The organism is Methylocystis sp. (genome assembly GCF_046349115.1).
In the GTDB taxonomy this organism is placed as follows: Bacteria; Pseudomonadota; Alphaproteobacteria; order Rhizobiales; family Beijerinckiaceae; genus Methylocystis.
Genome location: NZ_JAXMCX010000005.1, coordinates 1 through 19,047, shown reverse-complemented (window position 1 = coordinate 19,047; position 19,047 = coordinate 1). Strand labels below are relative to the sequence as shown.

At 63.0% G+C, this 19,047-nt stretch carries 18 protein-coding genes, 1 tRNA gene and 1 pseudogene; 13 read left to right on the top strand and 7 right to left on the bottom strand.

The annotated features are described in order from the left end of the window. Position 1 precedes the first annotated feature (1 nt). From U1E20_RS13335 to U1E20_RS13310, 6 genes and pseudogenes are all read left to right on the top strand, one after another. Positions 2-613 (top strand): annotated as a pseudogene (locus tag U1E20_RS13335) (HAMP domain-containing protein); the annotation flags it as partial. A gap of 39 nt (positions 614-652) precedes the next feature. Beyond that, the gene (locus U1E20_RS13330; protein WP_409981291.1) at positions 653-1,294 is read left to right on the top strand and encodes a sensor histidine kinase; all 642 of its coding nucleotides are present in this window, start codon (positions 653-655) and stop codon (positions 1,292-1,294) included. Positions 1,295-1,341: 47 nt separating this feature from the next. After that, positions 1,342-2,670: a glycosyltransferase gene (locus tag U1E20_RS13325; RefSeq protein WP_409981113.1), complete on the top strand. Its 1,329-nt coding sequence runs from the start codon at positions 1,342-1,344 to the stop codon at positions 2,668-2,670. 128 nt (positions 2,671-2,798) lie between these two features. Next, positions 2,799-4,316 carry a glycosyltransferase family 4 protein gene (locus U1E20_RS13320; RefSeq protein WP_409981112.1) on the top strand — a complete coding sequence of 506 codons (1,518 nt, stop codon included), beginning with the start codon at positions 2,799-2,801 and terminating at the stop codon, positions 4,314-4,316. Positions 4,317-4,449: 133 nt separating this feature from the next. Continuing rightward, positions 4,450-4,965, top strand: coding sequence for a TerB family tellurite resistance protein (locus U1E20_RS13315; RefSeq protein WP_409981111.1), 516 nt, complete (start codon positions 4,450-4,452; stop codon positions 4,963-4,965). Continuing rightward, a complete protein-coding gene (locus tag U1E20_RS13310) occupies positions 4,962-5,747 on the top strand; it encodes an SDR family NAD(P)-dependent oxidoreductase (RefSeq protein ID WP_409981110.1) in 786 nt (261 codons plus the stop codon). The genes U1E20_RS13315 and U1E20_RS13310 overlap by 4 nt, the downstream gene beginning before the upstream one ends. A gap of 53 nt (positions 5,748-5,800) precedes the next feature. Here U1E20_RS13310 and rpmF read toward each other — a convergent pair whose 3' ends face one another. From rpmF to mgtE, 3 genes are all read right to left on the bottom strand, one after another. Further along, a complete protein-coding gene (gene rpmF, locus U1E20_RS13305) occupies positions 5,801-5,989 on the bottom strand; it encodes a 50S ribosomal protein L32 (RefSeq protein ID WP_409981109.1) in 189 nt (62 codons plus the stop codon). Positions 5,990-6,097: 108 nt separating this feature from the next. After that, positions 6,098-7,105, bottom strand: coding sequence for a GH25 family lysozyme (locus U1E20_RS13300; RefSeq protein WP_409981108.1), 1,008 nt, complete (start codon positions 7,103-7,105; stop codon positions 6,098-6,100). 53 nt (positions 7,106-7,158) lie between these two features. After that, positions 7,159-8,571: a magnesium transporter gene (mgtE, locus tag U1E20_RS13295; RefSeq protein ID WP_409981107.1), complete on the bottom strand. Its 1,413-nt coding sequence runs from the start codon at positions 8,569-8,571 to the stop codon at positions 7,159-7,161. A 92-nt stretch (positions 8,572-8,663) separates the two neighbouring features. Here mgtE and U1E20_RS13290 point away from each other — a divergent pair, with 92 nt between their 5' ends. Beyond that, a complete protein-coding gene (locus U1E20_RS13290) occupies positions 8,664-9,596 on the top strand; it encodes a polysaccharide deacetylase family protein (protein WP_409981106.1) in 933 nt (310 codons plus the stop codon). Positions 9,597-9,614: 18 nt separating this feature from the next. Here U1E20_RS13290 and U1E20_RS13285 read toward each other — a convergent pair whose 3' ends face one another. Further along, the gene (locus U1E20_RS13285; protein ID WP_409981105.1) at positions 9,615-10,484 is read right to left on the bottom strand and encodes a hypothetical protein; all 870 of its coding nucleotides are present in this window, start codon (positions 10,482-10,484) and stop codon (positions 9,615-9,617) included. A 968-nt stretch (positions 10,485-11,452) separates the two neighbouring features. Here U1E20_RS13285 and U1E20_RS13280 point away from each other — a divergent pair. Then, positions 11,453-11,662: a hypothetical protein gene (locus tag U1E20_RS13280; RefSeq protein WP_409981104.1), complete on the top strand. Its 210-nt coding sequence runs from the start codon at positions 11,453-11,455 to the stop codon at positions 11,660-11,662. A gap of 72 nt (positions 11,663-11,734) precedes the next feature. On the opposite strand, the gene U1E20_RS13275 is transcribed toward U1E20_RS13280, so the two are convergent. Next, positions 11,735-11,819: transfer RNA gene (locus U1E20_RS13275), tRNA-Leu, on the bottom strand. A 109-nt stretch (positions 11,820-11,928) separates the two neighbouring features. Between U1E20_RS13275 and lipB the strand changes: the two genes are divergently transcribed. Beyond that, complete coding sequence (gene lipB, locus U1E20_RS13270; protein WP_409981103.1) at positions 11,929-12,672, top strand: lipoyl(octanoyl) transferase LipB; 744 nt, start codon at positions 11,929-11,931, stop codon at positions 12,670-12,672. Between the two features lie 154 nt (positions 12,673-12,826). Here the strand turns inward: lipB and bioB are convergent, their stop codons facing one another. Then, a complete protein-coding gene (bioB, locus tag U1E20_RS13265; RefSeq protein WP_409981102.1) occupies positions 12,827-13,810 on the bottom strand; it encodes a biotin synthase BioB in 984 nt (327 codons plus the stop codon). After that, positions 13,807-14,319 (bottom strand): PTS sugar transporter subunit IIA, encoded by a 513-nt coding sequence (locus U1E20_RS13260; RefSeq protein WP_409981101.1) that lies wholly within the window; start codon positions 14,317-14,319, stop codon positions 13,807-13,809. Before U1E20_RS13260 ends, bioB begins: the two co-directional genes overlap by 4 nt. A gap of 165 nt (positions 14,320-14,484) precedes the next feature. On the opposite strand from U1E20_RS13260, the gene ppc reads away from it, so the two are divergent. The 4 genes from ppc to U1E20_RS13240 all read left to right on the top strand — a co-directional run. Continuing rightward, the gene (ppc, locus tag U1E20_RS13255) at positions 14,485-17,301 is read left to right on the top strand and encodes a phosphoenolpyruvate carboxylase (protein ID WP_409981100.1); all 2,817 of its coding nucleotides are present in this window, start codon (positions 14,485-14,487) and stop codon (positions 17,299-17,301) included. Between the two features lie 66 nt (positions 17,302-17,367). Next, the gene (locus U1E20_RS13250) at positions 17,368-17,700 is read left to right on the top strand and encodes a rhodanese-like domain-containing protein (RefSeq protein WP_409981099.1); all 333 of its coding nucleotides are present in this window, start codon (positions 17,368-17,370) and stop codon (positions 17,698-17,700) included. Between the two features lie 339 nt (positions 17,701-18,039). Continuing rightward, the gene (locus tag U1E20_RS13245) at positions 18,040-18,777 is read left to right on the top strand and encodes a class I SAM-dependent methyltransferase (protein WP_409981098.1); all 738 of its coding nucleotides are present in this window, start codon (positions 18,040-18,042) and stop codon (positions 18,775-18,777) included. A gap of 33 nt (positions 18,778-18,810) precedes the next feature. Beyond that, a partial coding sequence (locus U1E20_RS13240) for a transaldolase family protein (protein WP_409981097.1) occupies positions 18,811-19,047 on the top strand: 237 nt, incomplete at its 3' end.

The following is a 19,047-nucleotide window of genomic DNA, read 5'->3' as shown; positions in this document are numbered from 1 at the left end:
TATGCCTGCGCTCCGAAACATCAATGTGCAGTTGGGGCTTCTCCTCCTCTTATGCGTCGGCCTATTCCACGCAGCAGTGACCGCGATTCTTTTCTTGTCGCCGCCCTTCCCCGGCCATCCTCGGGACCTCAACGCCTCAATCGTCGTGGCGGCCCTGACGGCGTTGGACGCCGCCTCAGCCGCCGAAAGGCCGGTGATCGCCGCGGCCTTTAACGCGAACCTTCCGGGGTTTCAGATTGCGCTCTTAGCGCCTGGACTCGCCGCGCGCAACAAGGGCCATCCAGCCTATTTCCGAACTCGCCTTCCGGTTGGAGTCGATATCGAAGCCCACGATGACGACGAGCATTTTAGCGGGTCCTTGCACGACGCTCAGGAATTCGTTCTGCACGCTCCGACTCTGCGTCCAGGATTTTCTCGGTTCGTAATCGTCTCCCTCGGCTTCGTGGCGATCAGTCTGTTCGTCTTTTCCCTATGGGCTGCGAGGTCGCTTACGCGCCCCCTGACGAATTTCGCCAGCGCCGCCGAATCCTTTGGCCTCGACAGCATCCCGGCGCAGTTGCCGGAGACTGGTCCTGAAGAGGTTCGAAAGGCGACGCGAGCCTTCAATCGCATGCAGCGTCGCATCGCCGTGATGGCTTCCCAACGAACGAGGATGTTGACGTCCGTCAGCCATGATCTACGGACGCCGATCACGCGAATGCGTCTTCGTGCCGAATACATCGAAAACAGCGACACGAAAGCGAAACTGCTGCGGGACATTGATCAGATGCAGGCGATGGTCGGCGGCTGCCTTGATTATCTGCGCGGCGGGTTTCGACAAGAGATGGTCGTTCTGGATCTTGCGAGCCTGTTGCAGGCGGTCGTCGACGAGTTCGTCGACGTCGGCGCAGACGCGCGCTACGACGGTGTCGGTCACGCCAACGTTCTCGGCAGCCCAGATGATCTGCAACGCGCCTTTTCCAATCTTATAGACAATGCGGTGAAATACGGGGTGAGCCCCAAGGTCCGCCTGTTGGAAGGCGATGAAGCAACGGTCGTCGAGGTCGTCGACAGGGGCCCGGGCATCGCTCCGGAAAAGAGGGAATCGATGCTCGAGCCTTTCGAGCGGGGAGACGTGGGCGTGTCCTCGAATGCAAACGAGGGCTTCGGATTGGGCCTGGCGATCGCGCGCTCGATCGTGGAAGCGCACAGCGGACGCCTCACATTGGATGAACGGACCGGCGGCGGCCTGATCGCAAGGGTGTCGCTGCCGAAAGCCGACCTCGAAACAAAACGAAACGAATTGAGCAAATAAAAGTCTCCAGCGAGTCCGATCTTGAGGACCCAAACAGGGTCATCGAGATGTCGATACATCAGTCAAGTTCGAGTCGCGCCGCGCTATCCGGAAAAACCATCGCAGTCGTGCATCCTGCATGGCACTCCTGCGGAACGCACCAGGTCATCGCCAGTCAAATCAGGGCCTATAAGCAACTTGGGGCGCGCGTGCTCTCCATTGCGCTTATGGACGACGTCACGCCTTCGATCGGCCGCGGCGCACGGTGGAAGAACTACCGGTCGCATAGTCAGGACCTCGCTGCCGACGAGCGATATGAATCGTCCGCCACGATTGCAGACCTCTTCAAGACAGCGCTGCTAAGGGACGGTTGGTTGCCCCTGATCCATGGCGACCACGCAACCTGGCTTGTGGAGTTAGTGAAGCGCGCGCCTTTGCCCGAAGCGCTCGATACGGCCGCCATTGACTTGATCCACGCCAACCATTTCTTCGTCATGCCTTTCGTCGAAAGAATGCGCGAAGGGCGCCGCATTCCTGTCGTGCTGGACACGCACGACATTCAGGCTCGCCAGTACGAGTTACGGAATCGCGCGGGGGTTAGCATCCCGCCGCATGTTCGCTATAACGACCTGCTCGCTGTCGAACTCAACTGGCTCAAGCGCGCCGACGTTTGCATTCACTTGAATTCGGAAGAGCATGCCGCGTTCAGTCAGCTTCTGCCGCTGTCTCGTCACGAACTGATCTATCCGTCGGTAGCCCCCGTTGCCGCCCGCCCCAATGGCGATCAGGCTATTTTTGTCGCAGGCAACAACGCCGCCAACTACATCAGCGTCCGATGGTTTCTGAAATATATTGTGCCGCATGTGCCTGACATGTCGATTTCGATTTTTGGCGACATCGCGGATGGCGTGAAAAAGCGTGACAGGGCGCTGTACGAAAAACATCGCAATCTTTTCCGGGGCAGAATTGCCGACAAAGAATCCGCCTACGCCGACGCAGCGATCATTCTCCTCCCGACAAGAGAAGGCCACGGCCTTTCAATCAAGACCGTGGAAGCGCTGTCCAGCGGACTGCCGGTCATCGCGACGTCCAAGGCTTTCAGGGGCATGGAGATCGATCCGTCACGGCTTGCCAACGTCTTCATTGCGGACGACGCCAACGAATTCGCCGCCGCCATGCTCCAGAGCCGCGTCATCGGCGGACGCGGCGATCCAACGACGAGCGATACGCGCGCGTTGTACGAAGAGAGATTCTCATTAGAACGCTTCGCGCGTCGGCTCGGCGACGTTGCGTGCAAGTTGATGGCGATCCATCCCTGTATGCCGTTGGACGCCAAACACAGAAAAACCACGACCGGCGCCTGGACTGAACCCGGTCGGCGCCTCTTCACCGGCTGATTGATCAACCCGCGTGAAATGCGGCGAAGCTCCTAACCGCCGCCCAAATCTAAATCCCTGAAACCAATCGCTGGTCCGCTCGAAAGCTCGGGTCCGCGTTCTCGGCGTGCACTCTGGAGAAGCGCAAGATGGAGCGGCAAATAGATCACGAAGGCGAGATCGTCTTTTTTCTTGCGTCGCAGATTCAGCAAGAGAACATGGAAATGAATCGCAGACGATTGGCGTATTCGCTCGATCCTGTAACAGCTTTCGTTTACTTCAAATTGAAAGAGCTCTATTGGACGACGACCAAGCAGCTAGGCCTTGCCCATCTGCACGATGGATCGAGAAGCCGGCGCCGCTTGAGCCCCAACCGCCGACCTCATTTGCCAAGTGAACTCGCCTCGGATGATGCGCTCTCCTCGGTTTCATTTGGCCGTGTTTTCATTGATGTCACACCAACACTACGTTTTGGAGGGAAAACGGGCGTTCAGCGGGTCGTTCGCGAGATAGCAATGAGATCAATTCGAGATCGGTTCGCGCTTCCCGTAATCGTCGAAAATGGCGAGCTTCTTTCCTACTACGACCATCCGTCGCTCCCGCGCTCGATCAAGTTCAGGGAAGGCGACAAATTTGTGCTCCTCGACGCAAGCTGGGGCATGCTTTCCGAACATCTGCCTTTTATTCAGGGTCTTGCCGATGTCGGCGGGGAGCTCATGACGGTTCTTCACGACCTGATTCCCTTAATCCATCCGCTCAGCGTCAGCCCCGAAATGACTGACGAATTCAACGAGTGGTTCGACAAAATCGTATTGAAAAGCGATCGGATCATTTGCGTCTCAAAGAGCACCGCGACGGATCTTATCGCTTACGTCACCCGCAATAACCTCGCCACAAAGCCGCATCTGCGCATTTGCTGGTGGCGACTGGGCGCGGATTTCGACAGCGACGAAAGCGCTCCGCCTTCCGCCGAGGCCAAAGCCGTCACTGCAGATGAAGCGCCCTATTTTCTGAGCGTTGGCACGCTTGAGCCACGAAAAGGCTATCCGATCGCTCTCGAAGCGTTTGAGCGTCTCTGGTTGAGAGGCATCGACGCTCGTTACGTCATCATCGGCCGAGCGGGCTGGCAAAGCGAGGCGCTCGCGCATCGAATCAAACAACACCAGGAATTTGGGCGACGTCTCCTGTGGCTCGATAATGCGAGCGACGCCGATCTTCGCCACTGCTACACCCACGCCTGCGCAATGGTTTATCCGTCAATGATCGAAGGATTTGGCATTCCGCTGGTTGAAGCCGGTCGTTACGGACTTCCGGTCATCGCCTCTGATTTGCCCGTATTCCACGAAATCGGCGGAAACCATGTCCACTATTTCAACTTGCTGGACTCGATCGACCTGGCCGACAAAATCGAGAAGCTCTATCGAGAACCGATCGAAAAAGAAAAAATGCCGATTTATTCGTGGGACGACTCTGCGCGCAAACTCGCCAATCTCATCTTGAATGACGCCGATCAAACGCACATTCAGCTGGGGTCTCCCCGCTTTGAACCGCTCAGTCCGATTTCTTGCTGCACAATGACCAATCCGGCGCTCAGCAATCCATTGCACGAGTTCGCGGGAGAGAAAATCTATCGTCGCCGCGGCATGAATACTACCGGCGTATACTGAACGACGAACATGCCCTGGTCGACTCAGCGGCAGCAGATTGGCCCGATCGGCTACCCTCCCCGCCTACCCTTCGCGCTCCCCATCATCTATACGGATTTGCAACACGCCTTCCGCCCCGTTAGCCTCGCCGCCCATGCTTGCAGCTCTCAAAAACTTCATCAGCGAACTTGCCGGCGAGGCCGAGGGGCCGAAGCCCTTTGAGGCCGCCGACTATCAGCTCGCCGCCGCGGCGCTTCTCGTCCATATCGCCTCGATCGACGGCGAATTCGACGATCGCGAAAAGGCGCGCATCCGGCAGCTGGTCGAGGCGCGCTTCGGCCTCGCCGGCGACGAGGCGGCCGAACTGATCCAGGCGGCGCGCGAGAGCGAGGCCGACGCCGTCGATCTTTATCGCTTCACCAGCGTCCTCAAACGCCGGCTCGACGAGGACGGGCGCCGGCAGATCGTCGGCATGCTCTGGGACATGGCCCATGCCGACGGCGCGGTGCATGAATTCGAGGAGAATGTCGTCTGGCGCGTCGCCGAACTGCTCGGCGTCTCGACCCGCGACCGGGTCGAACTGCGCCGCGAGGCCCGCGACGCCGCCGACCCCGGCGCAATCGGTCCCTGGTCGCGCGGCAAGGATGGCGGCAAGGATGGCGGAAAGTGACCCGTCCGGTCGCGGTCGTCACCGGCGCGTCGGACGGGATTGGCGCCGAGCTCGCCCGAATCTTCGCGGCGAAGGGCCATGAGCTGGCGCTCGTCGCCCGCCGCGGCGAGCGGCTGGAGGCGCTCGCCGACGACATTGCCGCGACGGGCGCCGCCCGCCCGCTGCCGATCGAACTCGACCTGACCGAACAAAGCGCCGTTCAACGCCTGGAGGAGCGCCTCGCCGAGGAAGGCGTCGCGCCGCAATATCTCGTCAACAACGCCGGCTTTGGCCTGATGGGCCGGGCGATCGAACTCGACGCCGCCGAGCAGCTCGCCATCGTCGATCTCAACATGCGGGCGCTGACCGCGCTGACCCTGCGCTTTCTGCCCGCGATTGTCGCGGCGAAGGGCGGCGTGCTCAATGTCGCCTCGGTCGCCGCCTTCATGCCGGGGCCGGGCTTCGCCGTCTATTACGCCAGCAAGGCCTATGTGCGCTCGTTCAGCGAGGCGCTGTCGCAGGAGTTGAAGCCGCAGGGCGTGAAAGTCGCCTGCCTCTGCCCAGGCCCGGTGCGCACCGGTTTTCAGGCGCGGGCGGGCATGCACTTTGAAGGGCTGATGGCGGCGATGAGGCCCGCGATGGTGCCGGCGGCGGAGGTCGCACGCCAGGGCTATGAGGGACTCATGGCCGGCAGACGGGTGATCGTGCCGGGATGGGTGAACCGGGCGCTGATCTTTGGTTCTGCGGCGACGCCGCGCGCGCTGCTGCTGCCGATGCTCGCGGCTGCGCAAAAGCGCCGCTGAACAAAAAAGCGAGCCCAGCGGCCCGCTTTCATCTTCGTTAACCGTCGGAACGATTATTCCTCGACGGTTTTCGGCTTGAGCACCTGACGGCCGCGATACATGCCGGTCTTGAGATCGACGTGATGCGGGCGGCGCAGCTCGCCGGAATCCTTGTCTTCGACGTAGGTCGGCGCCTTCAGCGCGTCGGCGGAGCGGCGGAACCCTCGCTTCATCGGCGAGGTTTTTCTCTTCGGAACGGCCATTTATTCTCTCTTTATGACATGGGCGCGCGGGCAGAAGCGCCGCGCGGCGGAAACTGGCCCGGGGCCTATACGCGAAATCTCCGCGTCTGGCTACCCCGGCGCCCTTCTCTAGCGGATCGAATCCGGCGGCACGGGCGCGCCCAGCTCCCGCTCATAGGCGCTCTTTTCGGCGCCCGACAGCATCGCCGGATCGTCTTCGACGAGCTTGTTGCCGGCGCGGTCATCGACTTGCTTATGCGCCGTCGCGATCGGGCCCGCCCGCAGGCCGGCGGTCGAGGCGAGCCAGCTGCGCCATTGATCGGCCGAGCCGTTGAACGTGTTCTGGTCGACCGCGCCGGTGATGCCCGGAATGCGCCCGTCCGAGCGATATTGCCAGAAGGTCCATTGGCGGTCGCCGTAGCGCACCTGGGGGTGGTATTTCGTCGAGCGCACCCAGATCGGATATTCGGACAAGGCCCCCGAATGCAGGATCGCCTGATAGAAGTCGACCGAAGAATAGATGATCGGCCTCTTGCCGTAGTGGCGCTCCATCTGTTCGAGCATCGCCTTCATGTCGCGCAGCACTTCCTCGCGATAGAGCGTGCGCTTGCAGCTTCCAGAAGTCGGGGTCGGCTCGACGTCGAGCACCGGCGGCAGCGCGTCCGGCTCATTGGGCACGACGCTGGCGAAATTGCCGATCTCTTCATGCGGCTGGCGGCACCAATAGACGAAATGATACGCGCCGCGCGGCACGCCGGCCGCCTTCGCCGCCGCCCAATTATAGGCGAATTTCGAATCGACCCGGTCGCCGCCTTCCGTCGCCTTGATGAAGGCGAAGGAGACGCCGGCGTCCCTGACCTGCTCCCAGTCGATATTTCCCTGATATTTCGACACGTCGATGCCATGGACGGCGAATTCGGCGCTGCGCGTCGCCGGAAATTTATGGAGTTCCGTCTCCGGCACGGCATAGGCGAGGAAGCTCGGATCGCGCTTGGGGTTGATCAGCGGCGCGCTGGTCTGGAGCCGACGCCGGCCCGAAAAGCTCGGATCATAGGAGCTGCCGCAGCCGGCGAGCGTCGCCGCCGCCAGCGTGGCGCAGGCAAGGGAACGCGGGAGGGAAAATTTCAACGGGCGCATGTCGCCATACTATCTCCGCAGGCGGTAATGGAGCGTAAACGCGCCGACGCGCCTCAGCCCAAATGGAACCACAAACTGGCGATTGTAAGGAAGGAACCGTAGCCGATCACGTCGGTGATCGTCGTCACGAAGGGCCCGGAGGCGACCGCCGGATCGAATTTCAGCTTGTCGAAGGCGAGCGGCACGACGATGCCGCCGAGCGCGCCGGCGACGAGATTGGTGAACATCGCCAGGGCCATGACCGGGCCGAGTCCGACATTATGGAACCAGTTGGCGGCGACAATGCCGGTGACGAGGCCAAAGGCCGCGCCATTGACCGCGCCGATGGCGAGTTCCCTCACGATGATCCGAAAGGCGTTGGCGCGGGTCAGTTCGCGCGTCGCCAGCGCCCTTACCGCCACGGTCATGGTCTGGGTGGCGGAATTGCCGCCCTGCCCGGCGACGATCGGCCCCAGCACCGCCAGCGCGACCATTTGCTCCAATTGCGACTGGAAGGTCTTCAAGACCGAGGAGGTGATGAAGGCGGTCAGCATATTGACCGACAGCCAGGTGAAGCGGCTCCGCGCAATCCACCAAAAATCGTCGGTCAGCTCTTCTTCCGGGTTGACGCCGCCGAGCGCCAGGATTTCCTCCGAGGCCTGTTCCTGGATCACGTCGACGATATCGTCGATGGTGAGAACGCCAACCAGCCGTTCGGACTCGTCGACGACCGGGACGGAGACGAGATTGTAGCGCTCGAAGAGCCGCGCCGCCTCGGCGCCGTCCTCGGTCGCCTTCACCCGCCGCCGATCCTCCTGCATGATTTCCTCGAGCCGCGCGCCGGGCTTGGCGCGCACCAGCGCGTCGAGGAAAACCGTGCCGAGCAGATGGTAGCTCGGATCGACGACGAAGACTTCGAAGAAGCTCTCGGGCAGATTTTCCTCGCCGCTCTCACGAAAGAAATCGAGCACCCGACCCGCCGTCCAGAAGGGCGGCGCGGCGACGAAGGTCGTCTGCATCAGGCGCCCTGCCGAATCTTCGGGATAATCCAGCGAGCGGCGCAGGACGATGCGCTCTTGCGCCGGCAGGGCTTCGAGAACTTCGGCCTGTTCCTTCGGCTCGAGAGTCTCGAGAATGGCGACGGCGTCGTCGCTTTCGAGGTCGCGCACGCCTTCGATGAGCGTCTCGACCGGAAGTTCTTCTAGGATTTCCTCGCGGGTCGCCTCGCCGACCTCCATCAGGGCGGTGAAGTCGAAGTCGGCGCCCATCAGTTCGACGAGCCGCGGCCGCGCCTCGTGGCTCAGAAGCTCCAGCAGCGCGCCGAGGTCCGCCTCATGGAGGTCGCCGACGAGTTCGTGCACGCGCTCAGCGTCGCCGAGCGCGATCGCGCCTTCGACGTCGAGGACGAATTCGCGGCCGAGAGACGCCGGGCCGTCGTCGCGCACGTCCTCGGCGGCGGTCGCCGTATCTTCATGATCGAGCGGCATAGGCGGTCCCGCGCTATACTATGGTGGCGCTCTTAACCTGCGGGCGCGAGAAATCAAACCGGTAAGCCAAGATGACCGCGACTTTTCCCACCATGAAAAAAGCTGGAGCGCCGGCCGCCGCGCGCGAACTCAAGCCCGCCTTTCTTCTTGCGTCGCTCTTCGCCGGGCTCTGCGCGGCCCCGTGCCATGCGGCGGAGCAACCGGCCTGCGGGCCCGACGCGCTCGGGGTTTCACGGGAGATTTACATCGACCGCGCCAAGGGAACGGCGGTCGGCCTGCAAACCTATCCGCGCACGCTCGACCTTCATGATCACGAGGTCGTTCTCACCTTCGACGATGGGCCGGCAGGGCCGACGGCGCAAGTGCTCGACGCGCTCGCCAAGGAATGCGCGCGGGTGACCTTCTTCATTATCGGCCGAAACGCGGAAAGCCTGCCCGCTCTGGTGAAACGCGCCGCAGCGGAAGGCCACACCATCGCCCATCATTCCTACAGCCATCCGGATAAGACGCTCAGGCTGATGAGCGAACCCGCCGCCAAGGCGGACATCGAAAAGGGAATCGCCGCCGTCGACAAGGCGCTCGGCGTCAAGGCCGCGCCCTTCTTCCGCTTTCCCGGATTCGCCGACACGCCCGAACTCGTCGCCGATCTCACCAGCCGCGGCTATACGGTGTTCGGCTCAGACCTCTGGGCCTCGGACTGGTCGAAAATGACGCCCAAGGCCGAACTCGACCTCGTGCTGTCGCGGCTCGAAAAGAAGGGCAAGGGTATCGTGCTCTTCCACGACTCGCAGGCGATCACCGCGCAGATGCTGCCCGAGTTTCTGCGCGAATTGAAAAAGCGCGGCTATTCGCTGGTCCACATCAAGCCGGGCGATACGCCGACCCCGATCGTCGACGCCGCTCCGGACTGGACCTCGACGACGGAGCCGATCATCGCCAAGACTCTCGGACCAAAGGCGAAGCTGGCGCCGGAGGCGCATGATCACGGCGCGCAGGAGCCGGCGCCGAAAACGAGCGAACCCTAAAGCCGCGCGAAAAGCGGCTTAGGGCGCGCCACGGTCGCAGATATAGGCGCTTCTCGACGCCCAGCAGGAGCCGCTCTTATAGACGTTGCCAAGCTTCTTGCCGGCGAGAGCGGCGGACCAGGTTTTGCCCTTGACCGGCGTAAGCGTGAGCGTCTGACCGGAATATTGGAAGGTCACCGCGCCGCCGTTTCTCGAAATTTGACAGGCGCCGCCTTCAACCACGCGTCCAGAAATCCTGACGTAGCACTTGTTCATTCGCGCTTGGGGCGCGGCGGCCTCTTTGTCAGGCGCGCTCATCGCCGTCTCGGACACGCCACCCGCCGCGCCGCTCTGCGCCGATCCGCGCAGGGCCGCGGCGCCGTCATTGAGAGATTCCGGTTCGGGAGCGGCGCTCGCGACCGAGGGCGCGATGGCGTTCGAGGCTTGCGATACGGCTTCGGGCTCCGATGGCGGCGCGGCGGCGCGGTCTTGCGCGGGCGCCGGCTCCACCGGCCCGGCGACGATCGAGACCGGCTGTTCATGGGACCGCAACAAATTCGACGGCTGGGGATGAGCGGCCGCGCCGCCCGCTGCGCCAGAAGAGACCGCCGTTTGAGGCGTCAGTGAATCAGCAGGATCGAGATTTTGCGGCAGTTCGCCCCAGAACGCCGAAATGACGACGATCGCGGTTCCGATGCAAACGAGCGCCGCCGCGCCGTAATAGAAGAAGCGCTCGACCTTCTCGAAATTGCGATCGGCCTCCATCGCATGGGATTGCCGGCGCGGCCCGATCGGCCGCGGCGACGCGACGCGCCAGTCGGCCTCGATATCATGCCACGCATAGCGGGCGCGGGTTTCGATATTGTCGGTCTTGGGCGGCGCCCCGCGTTCTCTTAACGATACAGCCATGCTTCCCGCTCCGGGCGCGGTTGAACGACAAGAGCCGGCGTCGGACCCCGCCTGAAAGCCTTGCGAAACCGGGCGGGCGGCTCCTGCTGACCAAGCGCCAGCGCAACCATCTTGCGTCTGGGAATGTGGCTGATGTTTGCCCGCTGCGGCGCCGAATATTTGGGCGTATTGGCTTAGGCGCCGCCAAGAGGATTCCACAGATTACATTGGAAATAACTCACTATTTATATTTAAGTTTTGCCGGAGCGAAGACGCGTCTTCAAGCAATTGCGCATCAGCGTTCACGGCTAAGCTCGAGACTGAATTTGTTGCGATGAAAATAGTCGCTTGCGGCGAAGCGGAACGCAAAGGGTTGGTAACCAAACATTGGGATTTGCTGCGCCTATGGTCACGCTGCACTTGCGAAGTCAAGAGCCTGAATCGAATATCCACAAGAGGGGCGTATCGCCGCGCCCGTTGGAGATTTGCTGCTTAACGCGAGAACTGTCGGCCGCTCCACCAACTGTTTGGCCATAAGATCGAATATTTCATTAAGAGATTAGGGGCTGGACATGTGGCGGTTAGCATTGGTCAGCGCCTCTTTGTTGGCCTGCGGAGAGGCGTCCTTCGCGCTGGAGTGCGGAGCTGGCGACAAAGCCTGCGCCGGAGCGAACTATGTCGCCTGCGCGAACGGCTTCATGTGCCCGGCGGACAGGAAATGCTCGGCTGACGGCCGACGTTGCCTCGCCAAGGAGATGGTCGACTGCGGAACCTATTCCTGCGGCCCCGGAAAGGTTTGCGGTCCCGCCAACGCATGCGTCGCGAAAACCGCGAAAAATAAGACGGACGGACGGCGATCCTACGCGGTTGATGACGTCCGCCCCAAGGAGTCGCGCGCCGTATAGCTAAGGACCTTAAGTTACAAAATCGAGAGAGCAGAGGACAGCAAAGCGAACATCGAGCAGGAAATAAAGGAGCTGCAGACAAAAATGCAGGCGCTCTCCTTAACGCGATGGCAGGAGACGGCGGACGAGATCAAGTCCGCCGCGGCCGCCCAGATCGTGATCGCGCCCGCTGGAGAAAATATGAAGATGAGCTGCAAGATTCTCGGAGGCGCCGACGCATCAGGAGAGGGATTTCAACTCCAGTGCGAGCGATTGCAAATCTCCACATGCGATGCCGGACCGCGCGCAAATTGACCGCATGCGCCGAAATTAGCGGCGCGCAACGCACTGAAAGCCGTAAACACCGCCCTATCAGGCTGTTAGGCTTGGTGCGGCCGAGAGGACTCGAACCTCCACTGGTTGCCCAACTAGCACCTCAAGCTAGCGCGTCTACCAATTCCGCCACGGCCGCAAGGGCGCTCCGCTTTAACGCGAAGCGCCGGCGCGCTGCGTCTAACAAATCGCCTCGGGGATGACAAGCGGTCGACGCGCGAACCTTCCGGTTGATGTAAAGTCGCGCGATGAGCGAAGCCGCCTGCCCGCCCTTGCGCGCCGCCGACGCAACGGCGATGCGCGCGCCCGACGGCGCGCCGCCGGTCGAATGGCGCGTCGGCGAAGGGCTCGTCCCTTACGAAGAGGCGGTCTCCTGGATGGAAGCCCGCGCGGCGGCGATCGCCTTGGGCGAGGCGCGCGAATGCGTCTGGCTCCTCGAACATCCGCCGATCTATACCGGCGGCTCCTCAGCCAAGGAGAAGGATTTGCTCGACGCCCGCTTTCCGGTCTATCGCACCGGGCGCGGCGGGCAGTTCACCTATCATGGACCGGGGCAGCGGGTCGGCTATGTCATGCTCGATCTGACGCGCCGGCGGCGCGACGTGCGCGCGCTAGTCTGCGAGCTCGAATCATGGATCATCGCGACCCTCGCCGATTTCGGCGTCGCCGGCGCGCGGCGCGCGGCGCGGGTCGGCGTCTGGGTCGAGCGGCCGGAAAAGCCCAAGGGGCCGCAAGGCGAGACCGCGGAAGACAAGATCGCCGCGATCGGGATTCGCCTGCGGCAATGGGTGAGCTTTCACGGCGTCGCGCTCAATGTCGCGCCGGATCTGACGCATTTTTCCGGCATCGCGCCCTGCGGCGTGCGCGAGGCCCATCTTGGCGTCACCAGCCTCGCCGACCTTGGCGTGACGGCGGACATGCAGGCGGTCGACGCCGCGCTGCGCAGGAATTTCGAGCTGATCTTCGGTCCGATTGATACGACTTCCGTCTGAACGGATCGTCTGTCATTCCCGACGCGCGAAGCGCGATCGGGAATCTAGAGCAAACTCAGCGCTCCTGTGTCGGCTCTAGATTCCCGGTGAGGCCTTCGGCCTGCCGGGAATGACAAGGCCAAGCGAACAGCTCACGCGATTCCAATGAGAGCGCTTATGAGGCGGCGGGCGCCGGCGCCTCGCGCGCCGCGAGCGCGGCGAACAGCGCGTCGTCCTCGTTCACGCCGGCATTGTCCGTCGTCAGCAGCTTCTCGCCGTAGAAGATCGAATTGGCGCCGGCGACGAGGCAGAGTATCTGCGCCTCGCGCGACAGGGACGAGCGGCCGGCCGAGAGCCGCACCCGCGACTTCGGCATGACGATGCGCGTCGTCGCGATCATCCGCACGAGATCGAGCGGATCGATCCGCGCGCGCCCCGCCAGCGGCGTGCCCTCGACAGCGACCAGCGCATTGATCGGCACGCTCTCGGGATGCGGATCGAAAGACGCGAGCGTCTGCAACATGCCGGCGCGATCCGTAACGCTTTCGCCCATGCCGATGATGCCGCCGCAGCACATTTCCAACCCCGCCCCACGCACGGCTTTCAGCGTCTCGAGACGGTCCTGATAGCTGCGGGTGGTGATGATCTCGCCATAGAATTCCGGGCCAGTGTCGAGATTGTGGTTATAGGCGGTGAGGCCGGCGTCGACGAGGCGCTTGGCTTGCGACGAGTTGATCATGCCGAGCGTGACGCAGGCCTCCATGCCGAGCGCGCGCACGCCCCGCACCATGTCGAGCACGGCGTCGAAGCGCTTGCCCTCTGGCGCCGAACGCCAGGCCGCGCCCATGCAGAAGCGATCGGCGCCGGCCTCGCGCGCCGTCTTGGCGGCGTCGAGCACCTCCGCCGTCTGCATGAGATCGACGCGGTCGAGCTTCACCTCGCGATGATGCGCCGATTGCGGGCAATAGGAGCAGTCTTCCGGACAGCCGCCGGTCTTGATCGACAGCAGCGCCGCTTTCTGCACGTCATTCACGTCGTGAAAGCGGCGATGGACGGCGTTCGCCTGCGCGACGAGATCGAGCAACGGCTGATCGTGCAGGGCGACGATTTCCTCGATGCGCCAGTCGTAGCGCAGCGTAAAGTCGACGGGCGCGTTCACGCCGGTCCTCCGGCGTCGCGGCTTGGCGCGCGATGCTGGGAGCGCGCGGCGAGCTTACGCTGCGCCGCCGGCGCGGCGGCGGCCGTCGGCTTCTTCCCTGCGGCGCGCAACGCGGCAAAGATGACAAAGAGCGCCGTCGCGACGTCGAAGGCCGCATTGGCGATCACGAAGGGCGCCGGGGCAAATTGCGAGCCGGCGCCGATATAGTGGAAATAGATCGCGTACAGCGGATGCAGCGCGAAGCCGGCAACGACCCACCAGGGCGAACCGATGATCGACATGCCGGCGAGAGTGCCGAACACGGCGACGCCGGTCATCTCGACTCCGACCCAGGCGCCGGGCTCTTCGGCGCGAAAAGCAAAGCCGACATAGAGAAAGGACAGCGCGATCAGCGCATAGGCGGCGACGCGTTGCGCGGGCGCGCCCGACCATCGGCAGAGCGCGATAAGGCCCAGGGCGAAGACTAGGCCGACGGCCGCGAAGATAGCTATTTCCGTTGTGTCGAGCATGACTTGACCATTGGCGCCAGGCAGCGCCGAGATGAGCCGCAGCGCGAAAGTCTATACGCGGGCGGCGCGCCTCGAACAAGCGCCACATCGAAAAGGGGTACGAACCCTGCTATAGGTACAATCGAGGCGCGCAAAGGCGCGAATTGTTTCAAAGGTCGCGACAGCATGCAGCTTGAAGCGCAGGCGCAGGAAAAACCCGTCACGCTCGCTCCCGCGGCGGGCGCCGAGCCCGATGCGGCGAAGGGCGACGAATCCCTGATCGAGGACATTCGCCTGCTCGGACGGCTGCTTGGCGACGCCGTTCGCGAACATGAAGGCGCCGCCGCCTTCGAGCGCATCGAGACGATCAGGCGGCTCTCGGTCGCCGCGAGCCGCAACGGCGACGCCGAGGCTGACAGAAATCTCGATGCGCTGCTGCGCGCGCTTACCGCCGAAGAAGCGCGCACCGTGATCCGCGCTTTCAGCTATTTCTCGCATCTCGCCAATATCGCCGAGGATTTGCATCCGCTGCAGCAGCGGGCGCGCGCCCAGGCGAGCGGCACGGGCGCCTTTGCCGGCGCGCCAAGCCTCGCCGCGACCTTCGCGCATCTGCGCAAAGCCGCGGTCGGCGCCGGCAAGATCGCTCAGGCGCTGGCGCACGGCTGGATTTCGCCGGTGCTGACCGCCCATCCCACCGAAGTGCGCCGCAAGAGCCTGCTCGATGCCGAACATGCGATCTTCAAACTGCTCGCCGCGCGCGAACACATGCGCGGCAAGGCTGAGCGCGCGCAAAACGAGATGCAGCTGCGCGCCCGCGTGTCGCAGCTCTGGCAGACCGAGCTGCTGCGTCATTCGCGACTGACGGTGCGCGACGAGATCGAGAATACGCTGAGCTATTATCGCAGTACCTTCCTGCGCGAGATTCCGCGACTTTACGCCGACATCGAACAGCGACTCGAAGGATTGCGGGTGCCTCCCTTCCTGCGGATGGGCGCCTGGGTCGGCGGCGATCGCGACGGCAATCCCAATGTGACGGCGGAGTCGCTCTCGACCGCGATGCGCATGCAATGCGAAACCGTGCTGCGCTTTTATCTCGTCGAGGTGCATGAGCTTGGCGCCGAACTGTCGATTTCGCGGCGCTACGCCGGCTGCACCAAGGCGCTCGAAGAACTTGCGGCGCGGTCCGGCGACGACAATCCGCATCGCGACGACGAACCTTATCGCCGCGCGCTGATCGGGGTGTATTCCCGCCTCGCCGGCACGCTGGAGAAACTGACCGGCGGCCAAGCGGCGCGCCACGCCGTCGCGCCGGGCGAGCCTTACGCCAATTCCTGGGCGCTGCTCGCCGATCTCGTCACCATCGATGAATCGCTGCGGGTTCATCAGAGCGAGGTCATCGCCACCCAGCGGCTTGAGCCGCTGATCCGCGCCGTCGAAGTCTTCGGCTTTCACCTGGCGACGCTCGATCTGCGGCAAAGCTCGGATCGGCATGAGGAGACGATCGCCGAACTTCTCAAAATCGCCCGCATCGTCGACGATTACGCCGCGCTGCCCGAGATTGAAAAACAGCAATTGCTGATGCGCCTGCTCAGCGATCCGCGACCGGCGCGCCTGCCCAGCGCGACCTATAGCGAGCGCGCCACGAGCGAATTGACGATCATCGAGCGCGCGCGCGAGATGCGCCAGCTCTATGGCGACGAGGCGATCCGCCATTACATCATCAGCCACACCGAGACAGTGAGCGACCTGCTCGAAGTGCTGCTGCTGCAGAAAGAATGCGGATTGATGCGCGGCACCCTCGATCCGCGCGACGCGCAGTCGGTGATCGCCGACCTCATCATCGTGCCGCTGTTCGAGACGATCGACGATTTGCGCAACGCCGCGCCGATCATGCGGGAATTCTACGCGCTTCCCGGCATCCTGAAGCTCGTCGTGAATTCCGGCGGGCAGCAGGATGTGATGCTAGGCTATTCCGACTCCAACAAGGATGGCGGCATTCTAACCAGCATCTGGGAGCTCTATCACGCCTCGACGGCGCTGGCTGAATTTTTCGCGTCGCTGACCAATGTGACCCTGCGCCTCTTCCATGGCCGCGGCGGCACCGTCGGTCGCGGCGGCGGTCCGAGCTATGACGCCATTCTCGCCCAGCCGCCCGGTACGGTGAACGGGCAGATCCGTCTGACCGAACAGGGCGAGGTGATCGCGGCGAAATACGGCAATCCGCAGATCGGCCATGTCAATCTCGAACTGCTCGTCGCCGCGACGCTCGAAGCGACGCTGCTCTCCGAGCACAAAACTCCGCCGCCGGAGTTTCTGGAGGCGGCCGAGGAATTGTCGCAGGCCGGCATGGCCGCCTATCGCGGCCTCGTCTACGGAACTGAAGGCTTCGTCGATTTCTTCTTTTCGTCGACGCCGATCTCGGAAATCGCCTCGCTCAACATCGGCTCGCGTCCGGCTTCGCGCAAACCTTCGCGCCGGATCGAGGACCTGCGCGCCATCCCCTGGAGCTTCTCCTGGGCGCAGGCGCGCGTCGCGCTGCCCGGATGGCACGGCTTCGGCTCGGCGATCGCGCATTTCATCGAAAAGGACGAAAAGCCGCGGCTCGAGCTGCTGCGCCGGATGAGCCAGGAATGGCCGTTCTTCCGCGCGCTCTTGTCGAACATCGACATGATCCTCTCCAAGACCGACATGTCGATCGCGCATCATTACGCCGGTCTCGTCGAGGACAAAGCGCTTTCGGCGCGCATCTTCGGCATGATCGAGGCGGAACATGCGCGCGCCAATGAGGCGCTCGAAAAGATTCTCGGCTCCAAGGAGCGGCTCGCCGACAATCCGACTCTCGCGCGCTCGCTCAGGCACCGTTTCCCCTATATCGCGCCGCTCAACTATCTGCAGGTCGAGCTGATCCGCCGCCATCGCGCGGGCGAGCGCGGCGAAGACATTCGCGAAGGGATTTTAATGTCGATCAACGGCGTCGCCGCGGGCCTGCGCAATACGGGATAGGCGCTCGTCAGAGCTCGGCGCCGAGCGCCAAGGACACCATGCTGGATCAGAGGAGCATTGAGTATCATGAGCGGTCCATTCAATGACATCAGCCTCGCAGAGCTGAAAGCCGGCCTCGCGACGGGCGCGGTCTTGCTTGTCGACGTGCGTGAAGCGGACGAATATGCCGCCGGCCATATCGCCGGCGCCATTTTCAACCCGCTGTCGCAATTCGATCCGGGCAAATTGCCGGTCGCGGGCGACGGACAAAAAGTCGTGATCTATTGCCGCTCCGGCAAGCGTTCCGTGTCGGCGATGGAACAGGCGCGGCTGATGGGCCGTCGCGACGCCAACACGCATTTCGGCGGCGGCATTCTCGCCTGGGTCAACGCCGGCGAGCCGGTCGTCGGCGGCATGTGAAACGCGCGCCGGCGCCGTGCTGTGGCGGTCGCCTCGGAAGCAATGTTAGGCAAGCGGTCGTCGGTCTTGTACGCCATGCGACGTCAACGGCCCTCCAGCCGTCGCGCGCATTTCCAACGCAAACATTTTTCATACGAATTCCGGCTGAACCGTTCGCTTGGGCTTTGTCATTCCCGGCAGGCCAAAGGCGTGACCGGGAATCCAGAGCCGTCGCAGGACCGTTGGTCCTGCTCTGGATTCCCGATCGCGCTTCGCGCGTCGGGCATGACGCCCGAGCCGTTGAAACGATTTCGTATGATTGGCGAATCGACGCGGCGTCACGACTGCTTGAGGCGGCTCATGAAGGATCAATATCAAACCATCAGCACGCAATATTCGCATGCGCGCAAGGACGACGTGACCGTTTTCCTCGAAACGCCGTCGGTTGAATCCGCGCTCGGCGACATTGTCGACGCGCGCGCCATCGACTATGCCTGCGGGACAGGCCATTACGCCCGGCTCTTGAAAAAGCTCGGCGCGACCTCCGTGCTCGGCGTCGATGTGTCGCCGGCGATGGTGGCGGCGGCGCGTCAGGCGGAAAGCGAACATCCGCTTGGAATCGTCTACAAGGTCAGCGACGCCGCGACGATGGCGGTCTTCGGCGCTTTCGATGTCGCGACCGCGGTCTTTCTGTTCAATTACGCCAGGGACGAAGCGACGCTGGCGCGAATGTTCCGCTCAGTGGCGGCGAATGTCGCTCCGGGCGGCAGGCTGATCGCCGTTGTGCCCAATCCCGACTTTATCAACGGTCGAGATGATCTGCTCCCCTATGGCTATGCTATCGAGGAGATCGGCAAAGGCCCCGAGAACCTGCGGGTTCGGATGAGTTTTGTCGACGACGACTTTTCGATCGAATTCGCCCAATGGAGCCGTCGCGCTTACGAAAACGCGCTGGAGCAGGCTGGATTCGCCGACGCCCAATTGACGCCATTCGCGGTCTCCAAGGAAGGGATCGAACGCTATGGGCAAAAATTCTGGGATCCGATTCTTACGAATCCGAAAAGCGTCGTGCTGAGCGCGCGACGAAAACCCGCCTGAACGCGACCACGATCGGAAAGAGGCAGGGAAGCGATGCTTCTCGTCGATACGGCGGATCGGGACGCGATCCTGAAGGCGCTCGAATTTCCAGGCGTGCGGGGCTTCACCACCAATCCGACCCTGATCGCGCGCGCCGCTGGCGCCGAAAGCCTGTCGCTCGACGACTATGTCGGCGCGGCGCGCAAGCTCTGCAAGATCGCCGCCGACATTGACGCCATTCGGCATCTGATGATTCAGGCGGTCGGCGACGCCGAGGATATTCGCAAACAG

Bases quoted from the DNA above. Each gene is read 5' to 3' on its own strand.
- U1E20_RS13315 (WP_409981111.1), top strand. From the start codon at position 4,450: ATGCTTGCAGCTCTCAAAAACTTCATCAGCGAACTTGCCGGCGAGGCC.
- mgtE (WP_409981107.1), bottom strand. From the start codon at position 8,571: ATGCCGCTCGATCATGAAGATACGGCGACCGCCGCCGAGGACGTGCGC.
- ppc (WP_409981100.1), top strand. From the start codon at position 14,485: ATGCAGCTTGAAGCGCAGGCGCAGGAAAAACCCGTCACGCTCGCTCCC.
- U1E20_RS13330 (WP_409981291.1), top strand. From the start codon at position 653: ATGTTGACGTCCGTCAGCCATGATCTACGGACGCCGATCACGCGAATG.
- U1E20_RS13245 (WP_409981098.1), top strand. From the start codon at position 18,040: ATGAAGGATCAATATCAAACCATCAGCACGCAATATTCGCATGCGCGC.
- U1E20_RS13325 (WP_409981113.1), top strand. From the start codon at position 1,342: ATGTCGATACATCAGTCAAGTTCGAGTCGCGCCGCGCTATCCGGAAAA.
- rpmF (WP_409981109.1), bottom strand. From the start codon at position 5,989: ATGGCCGTTCCGAAGAGAAAAACCTCGCCGATGAAGCGAGGGTTCCGC.
- U1E20_RS13285 (WP_409981105.1), bottom strand. From the start codon at position 10,484: ATGGCTGTATCGTTAAGAGAACGCGGGGCGCCGCCCAAGACCGACAAT.
- U1E20_RS13290 (WP_409981106.1), top strand. From the start codon at position 8,664: ATGAAAAAAGCTGGAGCGCCGGCCGCCGCGCGCGAACTCAAGCCCGCC.
- U1E20_RS13250 (WP_409981099.1), top strand. From the start codon at position 17,368: ATGAGCGGTCCATTCAATGACATCAGCCTCGCAGAGCTGAAAGCCGGC.
- U1E20_RS13300 (WP_409981108.1), bottom strand. From the start codon at position 7,105: ATGCGCCCGTTGAAATTTTCCCTCCCGCGTTCCCTTGCCTGCGCCACG.
- U1E20_RS13280 (WP_409981104.1), top strand. From the start codon at position 11,453: ATGCAGGCGCTCTCCTTAACGCGATGGCAGGAGACGGCGGACGAGATC.
- U1E20_RS13320 (WP_409981112.1), top strand. From the start codon at position 2,799: ATGGAGCGGCAAATAGATCACGAAGGCGAGATCGTCTTTTTTCTTGCG.
- U1E20_RS13260 (WP_409981101.1), bottom strand. From the start codon at position 14,319: ATGCTCGACACAACGGAAATAGCTATCTTCGCGGCCGTCGGCCTAGTC.
- lipB (WP_409981103.1), top strand. From the start codon at position 11,929: ATGAGCGAAGCCGCCTGCCCGCCCTTGCGCGCCGCCGACGCAACGGCG.